General features: G+C 51.2%; 19 protein-coding genes. 12 read left to right on the top strand and 7 right to left on the bottom strand.

Translation table 11 applies throughout. The features are described from left to right. Positions 1–14: 14 nt before the first annotated feature. Both uraH and IEV97_RS08910 read left to right on the top strand, forming a co-directional pair. Positions 15–422 (top strand): hydroxyisourate hydrolase, encoded by a 408-nt coding sequence (gene uraH, locus IEV97_RS08915; RefSeq protein ID WP_188501173.1) that lies wholly within the window; start codon positions 15–17, stop codon positions 420–422. 129 nt (positions 423–551) lie between these two features. Then, the gene (locus tag IEV97_RS08910) at positions 552–1,007 is read left to right on the top strand and encodes a hypothetical protein (protein WP_188501172.1); all 456 of its coding nucleotides are present in this window, start codon (positions 552–554) and stop codon (positions 1,005–1,007) included. Between the two features lie 98 nt (positions 1,008–1,105). Here the strand turns inward: IEV97_RS08910 and pbpC are convergent, their stop codons facing one another. Beyond that, positions 1,106–3,454 (bottom strand): penicillin-binding protein 1C, encoded by a 2,349-nt coding sequence (pbpC, locus tag IEV97_RS08905; RefSeq protein ID WP_188501171.1) that lies wholly within the window; start codon positions 3,452–3,454, stop codon positions 1,106–1,108. Positions 3,455–3,491: 37 nt separating this feature from the next. On the opposite strand from pbpC, the gene IEV97_RS08900 reads away from it, so the two are divergent. Further along, a complete protein-coding gene (locus tag IEV97_RS08900) occupies positions 3,492–3,818 on the top strand; it encodes a GIY-YIG nuclease family protein (RefSeq protein WP_373283828.1) in 327 nt (108 codons plus the stop codon). Between the two features lie 120 nt (positions 3,819–3,938). Here IEV97_RS08900 and IEV97_RS08895 read toward each other — a convergent pair whose 3' ends face one another. Continuing rightward, positions 3,939–9,374: an alpha-2-macroglobulin family protein gene (locus IEV97_RS08895; protein WP_188501170.1), complete on the bottom strand. Its 5,436-nt coding sequence runs from the start codon at positions 9,372–9,374 to the stop codon at positions 3,939–3,941. Positions 9,375–9,760: 386 nt separating this feature from the next. Between IEV97_RS08895 and IEV97_RS08890 the strand changes: the two genes are divergently transcribed. From IEV97_RS08890 to IEV97_RS08855, 8 genes are all read left to right on the top strand, one after another. After that, on the top strand, positions 9,761–10,318 hold the full coding sequence (locus tag IEV97_RS08890; protein WP_188501169.1) for a hypothetical protein: 558 nt from the start codon (positions 9,761–9,763) through the stop codon (positions 10,316–10,318). Positions 10,319–10,481: 163 nt separating this feature from the next. Further along, entirely contained in the window at positions 10,482–11,504 is a 1,023-nt protein-coding gene (locus IEV97_RS08885) for a tetratricopeptide repeat protein (protein ID WP_188501168.1), read from the top strand. A 228-nt stretch (positions 11,505–11,732) separates the two neighbouring features. Then, the gene (locus IEV97_RS08880; RefSeq protein WP_188501167.1) at positions 11,733–12,146 is read left to right on the top strand and encodes a hypothetical protein; all 414 of its coding nucleotides are present in this window, start codon (positions 11,733–11,735) and stop codon (positions 12,144–12,146) included. A 48-nt stretch (positions 12,147–12,194) separates the two neighbouring features. Continuing rightward, positions 12,195–12,791, top strand: a complete 597-nt coding sequence (locus IEV97_RS08875; protein WP_188501166.1) for a class I SAM-dependent methyltransferase — start codon at positions 12,195–12,197, stop codon at positions 12,789–12,791. Between the two features lie 20 nt (positions 12,792–12,811). Then, positions 12,812–13,258: an NAD(+)--rifampin ADP-ribosyltransferase gene (gene arr / locus IEV97_RS08870; RefSeq protein ID WP_188501165.1), complete on the top strand. Its 447-nt coding sequence runs from the start codon at positions 12,812–12,814 to the stop codon at positions 13,256–13,258. Positions 13,259–13,570: 312 nt separating this feature from the next. After that, on the top strand, positions 13,571–15,382 hold the full coding sequence (locus tag IEV97_RS08865) for a site-specific DNA-methyltransferase (protein WP_188501164.1): 1,812 nt from the start codon (positions 13,571–13,573) through the stop codon (positions 15,380–15,382). 9 nt (positions 15,383–15,391) lie between these two features. Next, positions 15,392–15,958 (top strand): hypothetical protein, encoded by a 567-nt coding sequence (locus IEV97_RS08860; RefSeq protein WP_188501163.1) that lies wholly within the window; start codon positions 15,392–15,394, stop codon positions 15,956–15,958. A 245-nt stretch (positions 15,959–16,203) separates the two neighbouring features. After that, on the top strand, positions 16,204–16,710 hold the full coding sequence (locus IEV97_RS08855) for a cupin domain-containing protein (RefSeq protein ID WP_188501162.1): 507 nt from the start codon (positions 16,204–16,206) through the stop codon (positions 16,708–16,710). Between the two features lie 77 nt (positions 16,711–16,787). Here the strand turns inward: IEV97_RS08855 and IEV97_RS08850 are convergent, their stop codons facing one another. The 5 genes from IEV97_RS08850 to IEV97_RS08830 form a co-directional block, all read right to left on the bottom strand. Then, a complete protein-coding gene (locus IEV97_RS08850) occupies positions 16,788–17,213 on the bottom strand; it encodes a c-type cytochrome (RefSeq protein ID WP_188501161.1) in 426 nt (141 codons plus the stop codon). Then, the gene (locus IEV97_RS08845) at positions 17,197–17,883 is read right to left on the bottom strand and encodes an SCO family protein (RefSeq protein WP_188501160.1); all 687 of its coding nucleotides are present in this window, start codon (positions 17,881–17,883) and stop codon (positions 17,197–17,199) included. Before IEV97_RS08845 ends, IEV97_RS08850 begins: the two co-directional genes overlap by 17 nt. Further along, positions 17,870–18,298 carry a hypothetical protein gene (locus tag IEV97_RS08840; RefSeq protein ID WP_188501159.1) on the bottom strand — a complete coding sequence of 143 codons (429 nt, stop codon included), beginning with the start codon at positions 18,296–18,298 and terminating at the stop codon, positions 17,870–17,872. The genes IEV97_RS08845 and IEV97_RS08840 overlap by 14 nt, the downstream gene beginning before the upstream one ends. 97 nt (positions 18,299–18,395) lie before the next feature. Beyond that, complete coding sequence (locus IEV97_RS08835) at positions 18,396–18,824, bottom strand: hypothetical protein (RefSeq protein ID WP_188501158.1); 429 nt, start codon at positions 18,822–18,824, stop codon at positions 18,396–18,398. A gap of 45 nt (positions 18,825–18,869) precedes the next feature. Further along, positions 18,870–19,199: a DMT family protein gene (locus IEV97_RS08830; RefSeq protein WP_188501157.1), complete on the bottom strand. Its 330-nt coding sequence runs from the start codon at positions 19,197–19,199 to the stop codon at positions 18,870–18,872. A 444-nt stretch (positions 19,200–19,643) separates the two neighbouring features. Between IEV97_RS08830 and gyrB the strand changes: the two genes are divergently transcribed. After that, positions 19,644–21,602, top strand: a complete 1,959-nt coding sequence (gyrB, locus tag IEV97_RS08825) for a DNA topoisomerase (ATP-hydrolyzing) subunit B (RefSeq protein ID WP_188501156.1) — start codon at positions 19,644–19,646, stop codon at positions 21,600–21,602. Positions 21,603–21,659: the final 57 nt, after the last annotated feature.

Genomic DNA, 21,659 nt, shown 5'->3' with positions numbered 1-21,659 from the left:
TAAATACGCACACTATGAGAAATTTAGCTTTTATACTATTGTTCGTTCTGGTAACCACCGTTGCTTACGCGCAAACCCCCACCTACCAGCTTTCCAGCCACATCCTCGATGTTTCTACTGGCCGCCCCGCAGCCGGTGTGCCTGTCAGGCTGGAAAAACTGAACGAGAAGAACAATAAGTGGACAACAGTGGAGGAGAAGAAAACCGACGAAAACGGGCGCATCAAGGATTTTCTCGACTATAAGAAAGCAGAGGCAGGCATTTACAGGCTCACCTTTCTGGTGGCTGACTATTTTAAGCAGCAACACACGGCTTCCTTCTACCCCTTTGTTGAAGTGGTGTTCCAGATCAGGGATAAAGAGCATTACCATGTCCCGATCACCCTCTCCCCCTATGGCTACTCTACCTACAGAGGGAACTAGTCAACAGGCTTCCCTAAACCCTTAAGACCGATCCGCTTTAATCCCATGCTCTACCGCCCGTGGCCTCCATGCCCGAGAGCCTGACGCCTGGCAGTTCACATACCATTTTCCAATTTTAATTGACCACCTATGCTAGCAAGACAATCATTCATCATTCTTATACTTTTTGTAGCAGGCTTCTCCGCCTCCTGCCAGCACAGCAGGGACAAGGATGAAAACGGCCGAAACCCCATCGACAACAGGCTCAATGGTAAATGGGACGTACGCTCCAAAACAGACACAGAAGAAGTGAATGGCGCAGTCAAAGAGACAGACCGCGACGTGTACCAGCCAGGCGAGAAGACCTATGAATTTACCAAGGATGGCAGGCTGGTTATCACAGACGGCTTCGGACGCCACCAGACAACACTGCCTGTGCAAATGACGGAAGGAAAGCTCTACATGGGTGAGTTCCGCAAGGGCAAAGAGCCCTACTCGCTAACTTTTACAGCGACGGGCCTCGAGATGGTGAAAAGGGAAGAAGAACAGAAGGATGGCCAAACGGTTGTGGAGCAGGAAGTGGTCGTGTTGGAGCGACAGCTATAGCAGAGCCTTAGCCTCGGTTTGTGAAGCGAGCCAATTGGTGTTAACAGACTTGGCCCAGACACCACGCTTCGCAGAGGTGAGATTATACTTTCTATACTTCACAAAAACCTCACTGTGATATAGCTATCCGTGTTCCGCCCCTGGTCATCTGTGCAGGATATTTTATAACTGCCGGCCCTCAGCGGCTCAAAAAACACCTTCTCGTTGGAAGCGGTGGCGCGTAGGAATTTATCGTTGATGTACCAGTATACCTGCTTAACCTCGTTGTGGGTGTTGCTGTGCAGCATCAGTTGCTGGCGTTCTTCCTGCTCGAGCAAATATTCCATGCCGGAAGCCGGAGATGCAATAACCGGGGCGTGCTCTTTAAAAATGCGGCTACACGTTGGGTTGTGCGCCGGAATCTGTTGGTAGGGTATCCGCTCGGCATCGTAAAAGGTGAGCAGCTCCGGGGCATGGTTGGGGTACAGTTGCTGTACAAAGCCTGTAGCTGGCTGGCAACTGGTGCAATAGCTATACTTTTTATCGGCGGAAACGGCAATTCTTTTCAGATGACTGCACTTTTGCGTGTAGGAGATGCCAGGTATAAAGGTATCGAGCACCTGGTTTTTGCAAAAGCTGTTGGCCGGATTGCCGCTTTCGGTGCAGACTGCTCTTAAACCAATGCCCTTTGGTTGCTGAAACCACCCGTCAGCGGAGTTATAATCAATGCTGTTGAAAATGTCGAAGAGCAGGGGCGTGGCCGAGTCGGTGCCGTTAAGCTCGGGAACGCCTTCGCCGGAGAAATTGCCAACCCACACGCCGACTGTATACTTTTTGTTGTAGCCGATGCTCCAGGCGTCCTTTCGCCCATAGGAGGTGCCGGTCTTCCAGGCAATTTTGGGCAGGTTCGGACTGTTGTGGGCATTGTGCGGCAGGTCGGGGCGGGTGAGTTGCGTCAGAATCTGGCTCACCATGTATGCCGATGCAGGAGAAAGCAGCTGCGTTTCCACTTGCGTCGTATCCTGTTGCAGCCAGCGTATGGAGTTATACTTTCCCTGGTTGGCGAACGCGGCGTACAGCAAAGTCAGCTCTTCCAGCTTTACGTCACATCCCCCCAAAATCAGGGAGAGGCCGAGCTGGTGGCCCATCTGCTTCATCTGCGAAAACTCTGCCTGCTTCAGCTTTTGTACAAAAGTAAAAACGCCCAGCTGGTCGAGCACTTTTACGGCCGGCACGTTGAGCGAAGTAGCCAGGGCATGTTCTATCGTGACATTGCCGTTGTAGTTGCCGAAGTAGTTTTGCGGGCGATAACCGGCATAGTCCACAGGCACATCGGTAATCACGGTTTTCGGCGTGAGCAGCCCTTTGTCGAAAGCCGTGGCGTAGAGGAATGGCTTTAAGGTACTGCCCGGCGAGCGAACAGCTCGCACACCGTCCACTTGGCCGTGGTGTGCAAAGTCATTGAAATCGGCAGAACCCAGGTAAGCCTCCACGGCCCCGGTCTGGTTGTTGATGACCAGTACGGCCGCGTTGTGAATGTTCTGGTAACGCAGCCGCTGCATGTAGTTGTAGGCCAGCTGCTCCACCTTCTCCTGCACCTGCCGGTTCAGTGTGGTTTTGATGATGGGCTGATTTTTATACCTGCGGTACATGCGGTAGGCAAAATGCGGCGCCACCTTGGGCGCCTCTTGCCTGCGTGCCTCCAGCGGCTCCAGCAAAGCGTCTTCTATCTCTGAGGCCGGGAACGCCTGCTGCTCCCGGTAGTATTGCAACCACTTGTTTCGAAAGGCCACAATCCGCTCGTTCTGCTCGCCAATCCGCAGCGAAGAGGGTTTGTTCGGAATAACCGTCAGCGTGACCGCTTGGGCCAGGCTCAGCTGCCTGGGCGACTGCTGAAAGTATAGAACAGAGGCTGCCTTCACCCCTTCAATGTTGCCGCCAAAGGGCACCAGGTTCAGGTATAGCTGCAGGATTTCGTCTTTGCTGTAATGCCACTCCAGCTGCAATGCCCGGAACATCTCGCTCAGCTTATTGACATAGGTGCGCTGTTGCGGGTAGAGCAGCCGGGCCACCTGCATGGTAATGGTAGAAGCGCCTGAGGTTTTCTTGTTTTGAAGGACGTTGTTCGCAAAAGCCCTGGCAATGGCAAAGGGGTTGATGCCCGGGTGGTAGTAAAAGTACTTGTCTTCTTTCAGCAGCACCGCCTTTTTCAGCACAGGGCTTATTTCATCCGGCTCCAGCTGCATCCGCCACTTATCGTCCCTGCTCAGGAAGGCATTGATAACGCTGCCATCCGAAGCGGTGATGACGGGGGAGTAGGAGACGTTTACCCTGAGTGGGTAGAGGTGGTCAAGTATAGCAAAGGCAAGGCAAAGGGGCAACGCAAAGTATATGGTATACTTCAGCCAGGGCTTGCTATAGGTTAGCAGCCGCTGGTCTGGGTTATACTTTGGGTTTTGTGTTGGCATCTTGGGTTGTGAATTTATTCAGACAACTTTTTGTAGTTTGAAAAATGAATTACGACTGATGAAATTTCACAATTACTTTGTATACATTTTAACTAATCCGAAGAAAACTACTTTATACATCGGCGTGACCAATGATATGGCTCGTCGACTGGAAGAGCATTCTGAAAATGCAGGCAATCCTGCAACATTCGCCGGAAAATACTTTTGCCATCTACTTATGTATTACGAACGCTTCAGCTCAGTTGAACACGCCATTGCACGCGAAAAGGAGTTGAAGAAATGGAGCCGGGATAAGAAAGAAGCATTGATAGAAAGCATGAATCCACATTGGTTACCTCTTAATGCAGAGGTTCAGGAGGGTTAAGCTTCACCTCTACCATTTCAATCATTGTTGTCATTTCGAACGCAGTGAGAAATCTGAAATATTAGGGTCATGAAATAATTCAGATTTCTCACTGCGTTCGAAATGACAGAAAGGGACTCTCTACCTCACTCTTACAACCCCTCCCCCCCAGCAACTATTATACTCTGCGTTATACATGGCATCTGCCCCAATCGGCCCTAACTGAAAATCGCCCTTTGACACCGCACGCACCTGATAGAAAAAGTACTGCTGCTCCGGTTTGGCTGTCGCGTAAAGGTTGATTCGGTCGTCACGGATATCGATGTAGTCAGGCGTGGCAGGTTTTTGAGCCTCCAACCAACTGAACTCGCGGGCTGTCATCAAGCGCGGGTTTTCTATCTCGAAGCCGGCTGGCAGCATGTCGGTGATGGCTACGTTGGGTATACTTCTACCGTCAAGCGACTGCAGTTCTACCCGCACGACCACCAGGTCGTTTTGCCGGAAGGTGTTGCCTGTGATTTCTCTTCCATTCCTATCGAAAAAGGTTTTGCGCACTTTCAGGTAATTGTCTTCACGCTTTACATCGCCGCTCTGGCTGATGCCTTCCAACTCCCAGAAGTAGAATAAAGAACCGTCGCCCTTGCTGCGTATGCTGATTGGCCCACTACCGAGGTTACTCGTCAAAGTCAGGTCCTTGCCAGTGAAGGTGCCGATTTGCTTGCCGTTCTGGTATACCTGAGCCGTTTGGTTGCCCCGGTTCCGGCTTGACAGCTTGCCCAAAGCCATTAGCGCAAAAGCGCGTTCCTGCGTGTTGTACCAGCGTTTGGAGCGCAATTCTTCGGATAAATGCCGCGCCATGGTGCCAATCTGCGGGTTATCCGGGTCTGCTTCCATCAAACTGTTCAGCGAGATGGCCATGTCCCGGATAGGCGAGTAGAAGCTGCCGCCCAGTGCCCGCACCGAAGTTTCGCCGGCGAAGGAGCGGGGCAAAATCTGGTTGAAGCTCTCGCGGCTGCCGTTCAGGGCGTAGGTGCTGGCCAGCAGGTAGCGCGCATCCAGCGACAGCAATTCCGGTTTGGCTTTGTAGTAGTTCATCGTAGCCCAATCGACCTGACCGGCGATGCTGAGCACATACAGCGAGTAAGTCGTTTCGCGGGCGGCGATGTACTTGCTCTGCACGTTGCGCTTGGCATCGTAGTAGCGGTATTCTTCCAGCGCCTTGCCTTTTACCTTTTGCTGCAGGTAGCGCAGGGCTTTGTCCAGCACCGCCTGCGTAACCGGGAAGCCTGCTTTTTTAGCCTCCAGTAAAAAGTGGGTGGCGTAAGCGCTGCTCCACCAGTCGGTATAAGTGGCGCCGGGCCAGTAAGTGAATCCGCCGTCGTATTGCTGCATCAGCTCAATTTTGGTGATGGCCTCCTGTACCAGGTAGTTCGGGTTGAAAGTGCGGCCTTTCTTATCCTGGTTCAACGAGCGGGCCAGGTCGGTATAGTATAAAAGCGGGAAAGCCGTAGAAGTGGTCTGCTCCAGGCAGCCGTGCGGGTAGCGCAGCAGAAACGTGATGTCATCAGTAAACTGCGCCAGCGGCGAGCGGCTTACCACCAGTTTGGCCGACACCGACGAAGGTATAAAGTCGTTGGCCAGCTTGATGTCGGCCGTGGCGCCGTCTTTTATACTTCCGGCCTCGGTTACTTTGGTCAGCGGTGCGATGGGGCGAACGGTGATGTCGGTGTTGTTCACAAATTGCTCGTTCAGCGCATTCACAGCCACCTTCACCGTTGCCTGCCCGATGGCTGGCGTAGCCACCAGTTTGTAAGTAACCTGAGCCTCCGCATTCGGATTTATACCTGCTGATTTCCTGGTTTCCCCCACCACGCGCAGCGGACCTGTCACGGAGATGGTGCTGGCGGCTGTGGCTTTGTTGGTGGTGGTATTGCTCAGCGTGACCGGCACCAGTATCGTATCGCGCGGGCTAACAAAACGCGGCAGCGCTGTGCTGATCACCACCGGATCCGATACACGCATCATCTTTTCAGAAGAGCCAAAGGAATTGTCTTTGTAAGCCACCGCCATGATACGCACTGCCCCCGAGAACTCAGGTATACGCACGTTCACGGTTGCCTCTCCGTTGGCATTAGCCTTTAACTGCCCGCTCCAAAGCGACACCAATTTTACCCGTTTGTTGGTGAGCGGGTTGATTCGTTTGGCCAGGTCATACCCGTCTCCGCCGGTGCTGGAGCGACTGCCTAATTCCGGGAAAAGGAAAGGGTATAGGTCGTAGCCGTTTACTTCCAGCGCGCGCTTCTGGTAAAAGAATCCGTGCGGGTCGGGTGTCTGGTAATCCTTAATCTGCAGTATGCCTTCGTCCACTACCGCCAGCGTCACTTCTGCATTAGGCGCGGTTTTCACCTTTACCTGCTGCACCCTGTTGGATCGGGAAGCCTCTGGAGCAAGTATAGCGACGTCCAGTTTTGTGCTTTTTTTGGTAACAGTCAAAGGCTTGAAGCCACGGGCAATCGTCAGCGGCATCTGGTTGTCTTTCACCTGGCGCAGCGCGATGGCCGTGATGTAAGCCGTTGGCAGGAGCTCGTCTTTGATAGGCAAGGTAAGTGAGGCAGCCTTCTTGTCGGTTTTGAGGTAGTAGTAGCTCAGCACGTTGTTCTGCTCCACCGTTACCAGAATCTTGCCGGCAAACGGCGATTTGAACAGGACTTTGGCCTGCTCGCCTATTTCATACTTTTCCTTGTCCAGCGAGATGTCCACTTCGCCTTCGGTGTTCACGGCAAAGGAGGTGCTTTCGGTATCGCCCCAACCGTAGGCGTAGAACTCCTGCGCTACATAGTTATAAGCACCCGGCCGCATCACGCGGATTTCGTATTCACCCGATGAAACAGGCGTGAAATTGAACGTGGCTCCGGTTGCAGGTATGGCTATGTTCTGGCTGATAAGAACGTTCTCTTTGCGCTGCGATTTATAGTTATACTCGTCGCTGTAGCGCTCTATCACCGACTCGTAGGTATAGCGCACCAGCTTCACTCTGGCGGTGGCGGAAACAGGCGAGCCACTGCGGTCCAGGGCGATAAGCGGAATGTTCATAGCCCGGCGGGTGCTCACATAGTCATCGAAATTTTTGATGCCAAAGAAGGCCTGCTGCGTGCTCACATCGAACTTGTTGAGGCGATTAACAGGCCGACCGCTTTCATCGAAAACGGTGGTGTAGAGCGAGCCGTCCAGCAGACCGATATCCTGGAAATTCTCCAGCTCAAACACCTCTTGTCCTTTGCCCTGCGCGTCGGTTTCTCCCTGGCGGGTGCTGGTCTGGATGTTGATGGAGCCGGAGGTATGGATGTCGAAAGTATAGTCGGGGTAGCGTTTGGCTTCGAATGTTTTCTTTTTGAGGCTGAGTTGGGCTTCGTAGTTGCGGTTGGCAGCAGGCGGGCCGAACAGGTTTTGCGCGGTCAGGTTCAGTACCAGTTTCTCGCCGGCGTTGTAGGTGTTTTTGTTCAGCACTGCCGTCACTTTCAGGCGGTCGGGCATAAACTCTTCCACGCCAATTTTTTTGGCGCTCAGCAGCACATCGTTGCCCGAGTATACTTCCAAGGTATAGGTGCCTGTCACAGCAGCCGTGTTTAGTATAAAACTGGTTTCGTTGGCGCCCTGCTTGTTCAATTTGCCTTTGGTGCTGCGGTATTCCTTTCCGTTTGGTAAAAGCAGTTTCACCTTAATAGGCAATCCGGCCACCGTATTCCAATCCGGCGTACGCACCACAGTGTTAACATGAATGGTGTCGCCGGGGCGGTAGAGGTCGCGGTCGCCGTAGATGAAGGCGTCGTAGTTCAGGTCATTCAGGCGTTTGCCACCCACCTCAAAGCGGGAAGTATTGACCTGCGTCTGGCTGTAAGGCATGTAGTTAAAGTCATCCCCTTTGCGGGCCGTAATCATACCTATCTTGAAGTCCGGCGCAGCTTTGCCCATGTTGCTGAACCGGGCTACGCCGTCCTTATCCGTTGTGGCCTGGTGCACCACCTGGTTGTTCGTGCTGATGAAGCGAATCTCCACACCTTCCATGGTGGTTGCCTCCCGGATGGAATTGGCAAACACCAACACTTCGTCTTTGCCCTGTTTGGCAATCAGACCAATATCCGAAACCGACACAATCCGGGAATCCTTCAGCCAGTTTTTGTCGGTGCTGGCCACAGTGATGACGTACAAGCCTTTGAACTGGCTGTCAAAATCCAGGTCGTTCAGGTTGAGATTGAGCAGGTAGGAACTACCTTGTTTGCGCAGGCTTTCGGTGCTGTACTCGCGCTCAAAAAGCGTGTTGCCGTTGTTCTCGTTCACGTCGTAGTAAGAGCTGGAGTAATACTCCTCTGTCTCCTCGTCGTAGTAGCCGTCGTATAGCTTGCCCTCGCGCAGGTAATGTAGAATGTTGTTTTCGTATACTTTGCTGATGCTCACTTTAATGCGCGGCACCTGATTCAGATTGAGGGCAAGGTTTCGAGCCCCCTGGCTGCTGAGGTAGACGCTCTTGCCGCTGGCGAAACTGATGCCTGGTTGCGCGCTGGCAAAGGTCACGCTGTGCCGGTAGGGTTGGCCCATTGGTTTGCCTTCCATGCCCATCAGGTCGCCGGAAAGCGTGAGGGTATAGGTGCTGCTCTGGTTAAAATTTCCCTTCAGTACCAACCCGTTCTGCAGGCGCTCTACGGTATACTCCCGTCGCGGACTTACCTGTATCAGGTTGCCAATGTTGCTGTTGGTGACAGGTTGTGTGGTGAGGATGTAAATGCGCTCCTGGCCCTCTTCCAATGCCGTAAGCACTTCCGCTACCATCATGCGCTGGCGGCTGGGCAAGAGAATATCACGCTCGATGGTATGGTCGGTCTGGTTGGTGCTGCCTGCCACGCTCAGGCCTTTGGCTATACTTAGGCGTAGCGGAATTTCCTTGTCTTGCTGCCCCTCCACTTGCTTCACGCGGATGGTGATGTTATCGCGGTTGCCGCTGGTCAGCTCTACGGGTAGCTCTTTGGTGCCTGCATATACTTTTAAATCCTCCCGTAGCTCCTGAAAAAGGATGGGGTAGTTAAAGTCGAGCTGCAGGTTTGCCTCCAGTTGGTTCGGGCTGTTCTCGTTGGCTACCCAATAGCTTTTCACCTGTTGCAGCCTCAGGTAAGGCGTATGGAAAGTGAAGCCTTGTCCGGCCGGAATTTTATACTTGGTGGCGGCGTGCTGGAGCAGGTTTTCGGTAAGCTCTGCCTTATAATCGGTGGTTGGGGCAAAAGGCTTATCGGGCGAGAAAACCAGTTCGTTCGGAGCTGTCCATTTGTACTTGCCGGCTACCTTCGGCGTGATGGTCAGATATGGAATCGTGTCCCATTGGTTCAGCAGGGAATCGCCCACCAAATCTTTGTCGAAGGTGAACACCAGGTTCTGCTCCCGTGCAATTTCCTGTTCGAAATTTTTGCTTTTCAGTCGCAATTCGTCGCTTTTGCTGCGGCAACTGAATATGCAAAGGAGGCACAGTAGCAGGCTGATGTTGATCAGATGTCGGAGCGGTGCCGGGTGAACGTGTGTTATATTCATAGTAGGGGTAGGGAAGAGGTATGAACAGGCTGCATTTGTACCATGTGGAGAGGCAAGTATAATGGATTGCTGATTCAAAGGTATAAACTAGCCTGTTTCTCTCTGACAATATAGCAATTTCCTGTATCACTTATACCTGAAAAAATTCTAGTTGATCAGCTATTCCTGACAGAAGAATGTCTCTGCTACCAAAAATTAAATATCAGTATAAGTCCTGTGGATCTTTGTAGTATTATAGTATATTAGCTGAGGTGAATATAAAGAGATGAAAGAAGTGAAAGACGGTCGCTAGTGGAGTGAAAGTACTGCGAAAGGCAAATTACACCTTCGCACATAGTGCCAATAAGCGTATGTTCACGCTTTTGAGGTAGTTGTGGCTTATATCAATGATGAAAAAAGATAAGGATTACAAGCTGAAGATAATCTTTCCTTATGAAGCTATTTTGGCTTTGCTGTTCTTTTCATTCCTACTGGTTGTGTGCATCTGGCAATACAGTCTCAAAGGTGAATATGATTACCTGATAATAGCTTTAGGGGTAATTATTGCCATGTGCTCCTTAGGTTGGCTTTTCAACTATAACTACAAGAGCCTTGTGATTAGAGGCGAAGCAATGAAAGTGAAGTACTGGCTTGGACTTAACTCAAAAACACTGAAGAGGCAGGACATAAAAGGGTATAAATTCAAGGAAACTTACACAAGGCATGGCTTAGATTATTATATTACTCTTGTCCCTCTTGAAGGTAAGGAGATTGTGTTCATCAGAGACTCCTATGCTAACTACGAAAGGTTAGAATTCTATCTCAAAAAATATGGTGTCTTTTACATTGGAACGGAGAACATAAACTCGCCATATAAAAAGATGTTAGCAAGAATAACCGTTTGGGGTTCAGTAATCAGTGCCATGCTTTTTCTCTTGCTTCAGCTACTGAAATGGGCTAAATAAAAATACAAACCACAACAAGGCACAGGCTCCACATTCGGCTGAGCCTCGTTCGCAGCCTGTACTAACCGTTGGGCAAATTAATATTGAAAGCAAACGCGCCTTGTTTGATCAGCATAATATCAACCATCTCACTTCTTTATAGAAACTGTCTTTTACGTCAAAAATGAAGGTAGAAACCGTGGAAATGGAATTAGGTATGGATGTTCCTGTCGATTATTTGAATTACCGGGGCGAACGAATCAATCAGGAAACCAAAGTATTCTTTAGGATGGAGAACTGTTTGTTCTGGGATTTAAATACTTCATTTGAGCATACTATTAAGCTGAGAAACAGCGGTACGTTGACAAAAAACGACTTTGCTTTTGCAGTAAATGAGGATAATGAAGTTCTGTTCTACCAAAACTCTAAGAAGACAAGTACAAAGATTAGCCATTTGGATGAAGAGTATGATGGCACGTTCTATGCCTACTCATTGACAGAGTTTACAAACTATAGGAAGACGCAGAAGCTAATGGAAGAGATTGAAAGCGTAGGTTTTGTAAATCAGGATCTAGGCGAGATTGAGAACTGTGTTGGAAGCCTGTTTCAGTATGCTCTTGCGCTTAACGCATCTGAGTATCATGATACTTCTGAAGACAGAAGTAAAAAGGCACTGGAGTTATTTTTCAAAGCAGCAGAAATGGGGCATCCTGAGGCTGCTCACGAAATAGCTGACCATTATTATTTCCAGGAGAACGTTGACGCAGATAAAGTGATTGAATGGAGAGAGAAAGCTATTGCACTGGGCAGCAAAGCGGATGTTTTAGAGTTGGCAGATTACATAATTGACGAGAAAACAGAAGAGGTAGATAGGGCAGTTCTACTGTTAGAAAGTTTGTTAGCGGACAAATGGTACAGAGAGCGTGCACTGCTGAGACTGTCGAGGATATACATGAGGGGCACTGGCGGCAAAATAGATCAAGGGAAGGGCATTCAGTATGGCCAAGAATGCGCCGAACTGGGTAACTACAATGCTTTGTCTGACCTAGCTTTCTATCACTACAAAGGTAGGGGAGTTGATAAGAACCTTCAAAAGGCACATGAATTACTGGTTAAGGCAGAAGAAAGGATAACTGAAAAAACCGGCAGCGGCATGTGGGGAGGTTTCATCAAACAACTAGAAAGAGATTTAGCTTCAGAAGTATAACATTACCCGACAACGTATTGTAGCCCATTGTGCCAAATTTGCAAGTATGAAAATCCGATTTTGCTGGTAGCCTTAGTTATTACAACAACGCAGGTAACAATCATTCGGGACAAAGATGACTTGCAATGTAGGGGTGCTTAAGGAACTGCTTAAAGTTGCTGCCTATACCTGGGTACATAGTGCCAACAAACGTACTATGTATGTCATAGATTTGAGATAATAAGAAATATGAATTTAAGAACTGCCATTAAAACAATGTTATTGCTGGTAACCACGGTAACGGTCTTTCATTTCTGTATTATCTTTAAGATCATCCCTTACGAAATCACATGGGGAGGGAGGTTGAAAAATGACGCTGAGATGTATGTTTTTGAGTCAGTTTCCATCCTCATAAATATCTTCTTCATCTTCACGCTGCTCATGAAAGGGAGCTATATAAAACAGGTGCTCTCTGTAAGAACTGTGAATGTAATACTGTGGGTATTTCTTATTCTTTTCGGTTTAAATACGATTGGCAACCTGTTTGCGAAAACCAATTTTGAAAAGTTATTCGCCGTCCTGACACTTGCTTTCTCAGTTCTGGTTTGGATCATACTGAAAGCAAAAAATACCGAGCACACGGCAGCATATAAAAGGCATTAAGATCACTCGGATAGCAAAGCCGCTTCAAAACCCAAACCACCTCCAACCTTGCACCCCTCACAAATCGCCAAAAGCTACGACAAAATTGCCCGGCAGTGGAACGCCGATATGATCGGATCTGACTACGGCGTCTCCATGATCGAGCGGGCCATGCAGTACTGCGCTGAAAAGAGAACCGCATTGGATGTAGGATGCGGGAACGGCGGGCGCATCATCAACCGACTTCTGGATAACGGGTTCGAATTAACCGGCATCGATGTCTCGGAGGGGATGCTGAAATTAGCCAGGGAAAATCATCCGAATGTGAAATTTGAAAAGGCCGATATTATTGAATGGGAAACAGAAAAAAGGTTTGATCTGATCGTGGCCTGGGACAGCATTTTTCACCTGCCGCTGGAGTTTCAGGAACCTGTCATCGGGAAGCTTTGCCGGTTCCTGAACCCGCAAGGTATACTGGTCTATACCTTTGGCGATGCGGAGGGAGCGCACGAGGATAGCTGGCTGGGTGAGAAGTTCGGTTACAGTTCCATCGGGATAGACGCGAACCTGAGAATATTGGCCGGGTGCAATTGTCAGTGCCGGCACCTGGAGCTGGACCAGTACCCGCTAAATCACGTATCGGTTATAGCCAGAAAAAAAAGTTGAGTACAAATAAGATGAAGGCAATGGAACAGAATAGCAACAAGGCCAATTCACCGAAGGCTACCCACGATCTGAACGCACAGCCACTCTATCACGGCACCAAGGCTAACCTGAAGCAAGGCGAACTGATTGCGCCGGGCTACACCTCCAACTACGGCACGCGCAGAAAGGCGAACTTCGTATACCTGACCGCCACAATGGATGCTGCTATCTGGGGCGCTGAACTGGCTGTGGGCGAAGGAAAGGGTAAAATCTACATCGTAGAGCCGACTGGCCCGATAGAAGATGACCCCAATCTGACGGACAAGAAATTTCCCGGCAATCCGACAAAGTCTTACCGGACCCGGCATCCGCTTCGCGTTACGGGCGAGGTGACCGAATGGCAGGGGCATGCGCCGGAGCAGCTCCAGGCCATGAAAGAGCACCTGGCACGACTGAAGGAGCAGGGGATTGAGGCAATTGAGGACTGAACCCGATAGCTATACCTTTGACGCCTTATTTAAGTCATATTATCTGCCGTCAGGGCTTGCTTTTTAAGATTTCACTCTAATCTAAAATTTCCTTCCTCCCATATCTCCTTTATTCGCTATCTTCAACTTTTGCCAGGGTATAGCCGCTTCCTCCCGTTCCAGATTAATTTCCTCGAAACTAGGTATAGGCCCTGCGGCATAGTTCAACCCGGACGCTACCGTGCTAACGAAAGAGCACAGCTCGTAGGGCTGCAACTGAGCTTGCTATACCTGGCAACCCATTTAAAATACAGATTAACAGAAGATTTTACCATGAAGGGCGCGTCCTTACCTATACCTACAGACTTGCTGCTCAAACTGAAGGAGATCGTTCCGGCGGCCTTTACCGAAGGTAAGCTGAACGTGGCGCATTTGAAGGAACTGCTGGGGGACCAGGTGCACCCGGAGCCGGAGGTATACCAACTGTCCTGGACGGGCAAGGCAGAGGCCTACAAACAACTCCACATACCTGTAACCGACACGCTTATACCTGTGCCCGATGCGTCCGTTAACTGGCAGCAAACGCAGCATGTATTCATTGAGGGGGAGAACCTGCAGGTGCTGAAAGTGCTGCAGAAGGCCTATCATGGCAAGGTAAAAGGCATCTACATCGACCCACCGTACAACACCGGCTCCAACAGCTTCATCTACGCCGACAACTTTGCAGGCAGATCCGGTCGTTCCGTGGTTGACCGCAAGCAGAACGGCCATTCCAACTGGCTCAGCATGATGCTGACCAGGCTGTCTCTGGCCCGCCAGCTGCTCCGCGAAGACGGCATTATTTTCGTGAGCATCGATGACAACGAGCTGGCTAACCTCAAGTTGGTTATGGACGAGGTGTTTGGCGAAGAGAACTTCATCGACTACTTCTCCTGGGCGAAGTCCGAGACGCCGGCCAACCTTTCCAGGAAAAGCAAGAAAGTGGTGGAGTATGTGCTTTGCTACCAGAAAAATAAGAACAGCGAAAAATTTAAGGGCGTCCAAAAAAACAGCACCAGCTCCAACGGACTGCTCAACCAGACCAACAAACCCGGCATCCTGACATTCCCGGCTAATGTGGTGACCACCCGGCTGGAAGACGGCCCGCTGCCGAAAGGCAGTTACGGCACCGACAGGTATGCCATCGAATTGTTGGAGGACACCGTGGTGAAGGGTGGACTGTTTGTAAAACCTGTTGTGCTGAAAGCCAAGTTCAAGTGGTCACAGCCTAAGCTGGACGAGGAGATCCGCAAGGGCACCAAGATCAGTATACCGACCATCAAGCTGAGCCCCTCGTACGAAAAGTTGGTGTACGACAAAGAAGTGCCGCCGAACCTGATCAACGCAAAGGTGGGCGTGGGCACCAACGAAAACGCCAGCGCCCAACTGGAAGCCCTGTTTGGGGCAAAGGTGTTTGACTTTCCGAAACCGCCCAGCCTGATCAAGTACCTGCTGGGCTTCTCCGACGATCCGGATGGCATCTTCCTGGACTTCTTTGCCGGTTCGGGTGCTACTGCCCAGGCCGTGCTCGAAATGAACCAGCAGGATGGCGGCAACCGGAAGTACATCTGCGTGCAGCTCGACGAGCAGATCGCCCAAACCACCAAAGCCTACCAGCAGGGCTTCAGAACCATTTCCGAGATCACAAGAAAGCGCCTACTCCTGCAGCATGAAAAGCTGCAAGGGCAGGAGGGTGCTGTGGGTATAGACACCGGATTTAGGCATTTCAAACTCGCTCCTTCCAGTTTCAGCCATGGGCACGCGAACATCGACCGAAAAGCAGAGCAGCTCAAGCTCTTTACGGGCACTGAGAAAGATCAGACGCAGCGGGAGCGCATGCTGTGGGAGTTGCTCCTCAGGTCAGGTATGCCTTTGACGGCTACTGTAAATGAGGTGGCGGTAGGCGATGCCGTATTGTACGAAGTGGTGCAGGAAGGACTGCTGTTTGGGCTGGATACGATCACCGAAGAGGTGCTCAGAAAAGCGATCGAGCTGAAGCCCAGAGCCTTCATCTGTCCGGACTCCCTGTTTCAGCTGAACGAAATAGATAAGACCAATCTACAACTAACTTTGCAGGACATCGGTATTGACTTTAAATCAATCTGATGAACAGCAATGCTCGTGCAAAACTTTGACTTCGACGCCAACCTCACGATAGCCCGGCAGTGTGCAGCGGATATGGTGCGCAACGGCCTGTACTCCCGCTTTAAACTTACAGCGAAAGAGCGGCTTGACAAGGCTGTGCTGGGGTGTATGGGCGAGTATGCCTTCGAACATTGGCTCAAGTCACGTGGCTATACCTACGAGGTGGATCGTGCGGGCTTCGAAAACAGGAATTCAGATGCGTTTGATTTTCTGATAGGCGGCTGCAAAATAGATGTGAAAGTCGCGAAGAAATCAACCGACAGGCCGCCGAACGACAACTGGACCTACGGCTACCCGCAGGAGCAGAAACCGGCTTCCAAAGACTATGTGATCGTGGGCTGGGTGGACTTTGCGCAAAAGCAGGTCGGATTTTACGGCTGGGTCACCGGGCAACGGATCAGCCAGTTTCCGGTGGTGACCAAAAACACCTTTGCCGGCTACAGTTACCGCACGCCCAACCACGAGTTCAAATGGGGCGCCCTGAACAAAAACTTCGAGCGTTTCTTCCAGGGCATTTTAGCGGGCAAGGAAGTTTGACATCCCCTAAATCTTGCATTTCAGGTATAAGTTGCCGCCTTTGAAGAAGGGCTGTTTCATTCCCTGAGACAACTCCCTTGAGGACAAGGGGAGATCCTGTAAGCATGAAAAGGGACTGCCCGCAGCATCACCTTGGTATCTGGAGAATTTTACTAAATTTGCCCTAAGCCTCAACAGGCGGCCTGAATCTTCCGTTAGCGTATACCTGCACGTGTAATGCTATCACCCTTAAAGACCAATAGAACATGACTACCGACACAACTGATAAAGCAGCCCTTTTCTCAGAAGTAGAACAGCAACTCAAGCAACAGCATTTTAACATCAGCAACCAGGACCAGACCCGTCCCTGGGGCGGATTTTTTGTGATCGACGAAACGCAGGCACAAGACTTTGCCAACGCTTATTTCGACAGCATGCCGGTTGACCAGCTGAAGATATCGGGTAAGCTGAGCCCGAAAATACTGCTGGTGGCGCCGAAGAAGCGACTGAGCTGGCAGTACCACCACCGCCGCGCCGAGATCTGGAAAGTGGTGAAAGGCACCGTGGGTGTAGTAACCAGCGACACAGACGAGGAGGGCGAAGTGAAAGTGCTTCACCCCGGCGACCTGATCACGCTGCGCCAGGGAGAGCGCCATCGTCTTGTAGGCCTCGATGGCTGGGGCGTACTGGCTGAGATCTGGCAGCACACTGATGCCGCCAACCCCTCAAACGAAGACGATATTGTGCGTGTGCAGGACGATTTTGGAAGATAAACCCAGAACGCACAGGTATAGAAAAAGGCGCTGCAAATAAACTGCAGCGCCTTTTTTATGATTTCAACTGGGGTAACTTAATCCTCCAGCAGGTGGCGGCATTTTCTCAGCTGCTTTTCCACTTCCTGTATGGTAAAGCGTGGATTGTTGTTGCCGAGGTTGGTTTGCACGTAGTTGAGGATGTTAGTAATCTGGCCAGGCTTGAGGTGCTCAAAAGCAGGCATGCCCTGGTTATAATTTTTGCCATTCACGACAATGTTTCCCGTCTGCCCGTGCTGGATGATGCAGGCCAGGTCGTCGCGATGGTTCTCGAGGTAGTCGGCGCCAGCCAGGGGTGGAATCAGGTTGCGGAGGCCGCTGCCGTCGTCCATGTGGCAGTTGGCGCAGTACTGGGTATAGAGTTGCTCCCCTTCGTTCTGCTTGTCTGAGTAGAAACAGCGGGTCAGGGTGAACAGAGCGGCTATACCTGCCACATACAGCAAGATTTTAGTTTTTATCAGCATCCTTCTTTTTCTTTTTAGGCAACAGGGCGGGTATGTCACGGATCAGCCGGTCGACCTGGGCAGGGTCGGTGCCGTCGTAGATGCCGCGCACATGGCGGTTCTGGTCCACGAGCACAAAGGCACCGCTGTGCACAAAACCACCGGGCTCCTCTTCGTCTTCCATCGCCGACACCATGTACTGCAGCGCAATGCTGTAGATGCTGTCTTTCTCGCCGGTTACAAAGTGCCACTTGTCGCTGTTCACCTGCAGGCGGTCGGCATAGTCACGCAGCACGGCCACTGTGTCGTGTTGCGGGTCGATGGTATGGGAGAGGAGCATCACCCGCGGGTCATCTTCAAAAGCCTCGTAAATGCGCAGCATCTGGCTCTTCATCTTGGGGCAGATGGTGGGGCAGGTAGTGAAGAAAAAGTCGGTGACGTATACCTTGTCCTGCACGGTGAGGCTGGTTACCACCTGACTGTCCTGGTTGATGAAAGCAAAGTCAGGTATGCGGTGGTATACCGTGTCGGTTACCTGCTGGCCATCGACCTCGCGCTGCACCAATTGGCGTTCGCCCAGGTAGGGGAGGTCGCTGGTTTCAGAAGAGCTTTGAGAGCAAGCCTGCCAGCCAAGCGCCGAAAGGCCAAGCAGCATCGCTGAAAAAAAGGTGCTTCGTTTATTTCTTTCCATAAGTTGCATAGGTTTCTTGTGCGTTGGTGATGGTGCTGTCCATCAGGGCTTTGACGCGGGCCATTTTCTGATGCTCTTCATTCAGGTATAGCATGGCCTGCTGGTGCGCGAGCGTGTCGGGTGCTTTGTACTGGCGCATCCATTCCATCATGGCTTCATCGGCCTTTTCCAGTTCCTGTATGCGGCGCGTGAGCAGGCTGATGATGGCCATGTCAGTGGAATGCGCCTGCAGGGAGTCGCGGAGGCTGGTGAGGTTGCGGCGCAGGCGGTAGATCTTGCCCATGTCGGCCATCGCTTCGTCGTGCAGGTCCATCACTTCGGTTTCCAGCGTCTGCTGGCGGTCTTCTTCGCTGGCACCGCCCTGGCAAGCGACCAGGGTGAGGGGCAGGCTCAGGTATAGCAACCACTTTTTCATGATAGGTATAGGTTTTCTTTCAATCAGAGCAACGCTGCTTTCTTCTACGCAACGCTGTTCTTGCAAAGATACAGGTATAGCGTCAAAGGTATACCTTCTAGTCCAATTGTAAACAGAAGTACATTTCACTTAAATTATACCGGGTGAGTTCTGATGCGATAGCCGTCTTAAAACATGCTGCGTCTTCAGCCCAGTCATACGATTGTGGCTTTACAAGGGCAAACCGGTTTATCAACTGATACACCAGTTCCAGGGTTACTTCCTGCTGAAAATGAAGGCCCTCGAACAACTGCCAATATGCATCATTAACACCCTCCAGCAGCAGGCAATCTCCCCACACAGGACAATAAACCCCATCTCCTGACTTGAAGTAAATCGATATTGCCCCGATCGACTTTCCATGGGTAGTAAGTGCTCTGATCCCCGCCTCTATATCCCGGGGTTTCCAGCAGATCTCATCCGGCCGCATGGGATCGAAAAAAGCCTTTTTCAGCAACGCAGGATCAAGAAAACTATACCTCATCATAAGCTTATACTGCGGAAAAAATCAGTTAACCATTCAACCATTCAACTACCACTTCTTGAACACAAAGAACACGGCCAATAAGATGAAGACGAACCCGACGATGTAATTCCACTTTACCTCTTCTTTCAGGTATAGCACCGAGAAGGCCACAAACACCACGAGCGTGATCACTTCCTGAATGGTCTTGAGCTGAAAGGCCGTGAACTGTCCGTGGCCGATCCTGTTGGCCGGCACCTGGAACATGTACTCGAAGAAGGCGATGAACCAGCTGACCAGAATGACCTTCCAGAGTACGGTGTCTTTGAACTTGAGGTGACCGTACCAGGCGAAGGTCATGAAGATGTTGGAGATAAGGAGGAGAAGGATCGTTTTCATGCCCGAAATTTAACACAAGGCGACCTGATGGCAACAGAAATTTTCGGCAACCTTCGCAATGCCGGGGCAGTATGTTCGTTTACAACACGATGCAATGCCTGACTGAGCTATGAAAAAAACCGGGCCGGCCTGCGTGCCGCTCCTAAGGGCGAGGAAGAACAGTTGCGGGTGAAAGCTCCGGCACTTTTTTGCCAATATAATTTGCATTCGAAGTAAGCAGAAAGACCGTCTCCAGAAGAGGCGGTCTTTTTGTGTTTTTATGGGATAAGTGTTTGTAAAACAGGCACTAAAGATGTATATATTTTGTTTAAAAAGAGGCACCTTCGGCTCGGGCAGCCTACTGCCCGGCGGGTGCGCGGCAATCGGTGCAAATACTGTCCCGAAAGCATAGATAAAACGAAATAAATTGGTAATTTTACCTATTCAATCTACCCAATGACACAAATGAGTGAAGTAGAAGAAAAACAATTGCATAACAATTATTCAGCAGATAGTATTCAGGTACTGGAAGGGCTCGAGGCCGTACGCAAGCGTCCTGCCATGTACATCGGCGACATTGGCATCAAAGGCCTGCACCACCTGGTATGGGAGGTTGTGGACAACTCCATTGACGAGGCCCTGGCCGGTCATTGCGACACGATCAATGTGACCATCAACACAGACAACTCCGTTACGGTTTCTGACAACGGCCGTGGTATACCAACCGACTTCCACCAGAAAGAAGGCCGCTCGGCCCTGGAGGTGGTTATGACCGTGCTGCACGCCGGGGGTAAGTTCGACAAGGACACCTACAAAGTATCCGGCGGTCTGCATGGCGTGGGTGTATCCTGCGTGAACGCACTCTCAACCGACATGCACGTAACCGTGCACCGCAACGGCAAGATATTCGAGCAGCATTACAACATCGGCGCGCCTGCCTACCCGGTGCGCGAGATCGGAACGACCGACAAAACCGGTACCACCGTGCAGTTTAAGCCGGACGACTCGATCTTTACAACCACAGAGTATAAGTACGACACCATTGCCAGCCGTCTGCGCGAACTCTCATTCCTGAACAAGGGCATCCGCATTAACCTGGCGGACCTGCGTGAGATTGGTGAGGACGGACAGCCTCTTTCTGAATCGTTCTATTCAGAAGGTGGTCTGAGGGAGTTTGTGGCCTACCTGGATGAGACGCGTGAGAACCTGATCCCGGAGCCCATCTATATCGAGAGTGAGAAGAACGGTGTGCCTGTTGAGATTGCGCTGCAGTACAACACGTCGTATTCCGAGAACATCTTCTCGTATGTGAACAACATCAACACCATTGAAGGCGGTACGCACGTAGGTGGTTTCCGCCGCGCCCTTACCCGTACCCTGAAGGCCTATGCCGACAAGTCGGGTATGCTTGACAAGGTGAAGATCGAGATTGCCGGTGATGACTTCCGCGAAGGCCTGACCGCCGTTATTTCGGTGAAAGTTCAGGAGCCACAGTTTGAAGGACAGACCAAAACCAAACTGGGTAACTCCGACGTGGGTGGTGCTGTGGATGTGGCTGTTGGCGAAATGCTGAACGAGTTCCTGGAAGAGAATCCGAAGGAAGCCCGCATCATTGTGCAGAAAGTGATCCTGGCCGCGCAGGCCCGTAACGCAGCCCGCAAAGCCCGCGAAATGGTGCAGCGCAAGAACGTGCTCTCCAGCACCAGCTTGCCGGGTAAACTGGCCGACTGCTCTGACAATAACCCGGAGAACTGCGAGATATACCTGGTGGAAGGTGACTCAGCGGGCGGATCTGCCAAGCAGGGCCGTAACCGTATGTTCCAGGCGATTCTGCCGCTTCGTGGTAAGATCCTGAACGTGGAGAAAGCGCAGGAACACCGCATTTACGAGAGCGAAGAGATCAAGAACATGATCACGGCCTTGGGTGTGAGCTTCGGAACGTCGGAGGGCGAAAAGGCGCTGAACATGGAGAAGCTGCGTTACCACCGCATCATCATCATGACGGATGCGGACGTTGACGGATCGCACATCCGTACACTGATCCTGACCTTCTTCTTCCGCTACATGAGAGAGCTGATCGAGAGAGGATTCATTTACATCGCCTTGCCGCCGCTATACCTGGTGAAGAAAGGCAAAGAAGAGCGCTACTGCTGGAGTGAGCAGGACCGCATCGAGGCCATCGCCGATCTGGGCAAGGGCAAGGACGACAGCGTAGGTGTGCAGCGTTACAAAGGTCTTGGTGAGATGAACCCGGAACAGCTCTGGAACACGACCATGGACCCGGAAACACGCAGCCTGAAGCGTGTAACGATCGAGTCTGCCGCTGAGGCCGACCACTTGTTCTCGATGCTGATGGGCGATGAGGTAGGCCCTCGCCGCGACTTCATCGAGCGCAACGCCAAGTATGCCCGTGTAGACGTGTAATCGCACTAGAATATCATATTTTAGAAGCGGCTGTTCTCGAAAGAGGGCAGCCGCTTT

The organism is Pontibacter amylolyticus, assembly GCF_014638845.1.
Lineage (GTDB): Bacteria > Bacteroidota > Bacteroidia > Cytophagales > Hymenobacteraceae > Pontibacter > Pontibacter amylolyticus.
This window is presented reverse-complemented; position numbering and strand designations above follow the sequence as displayed.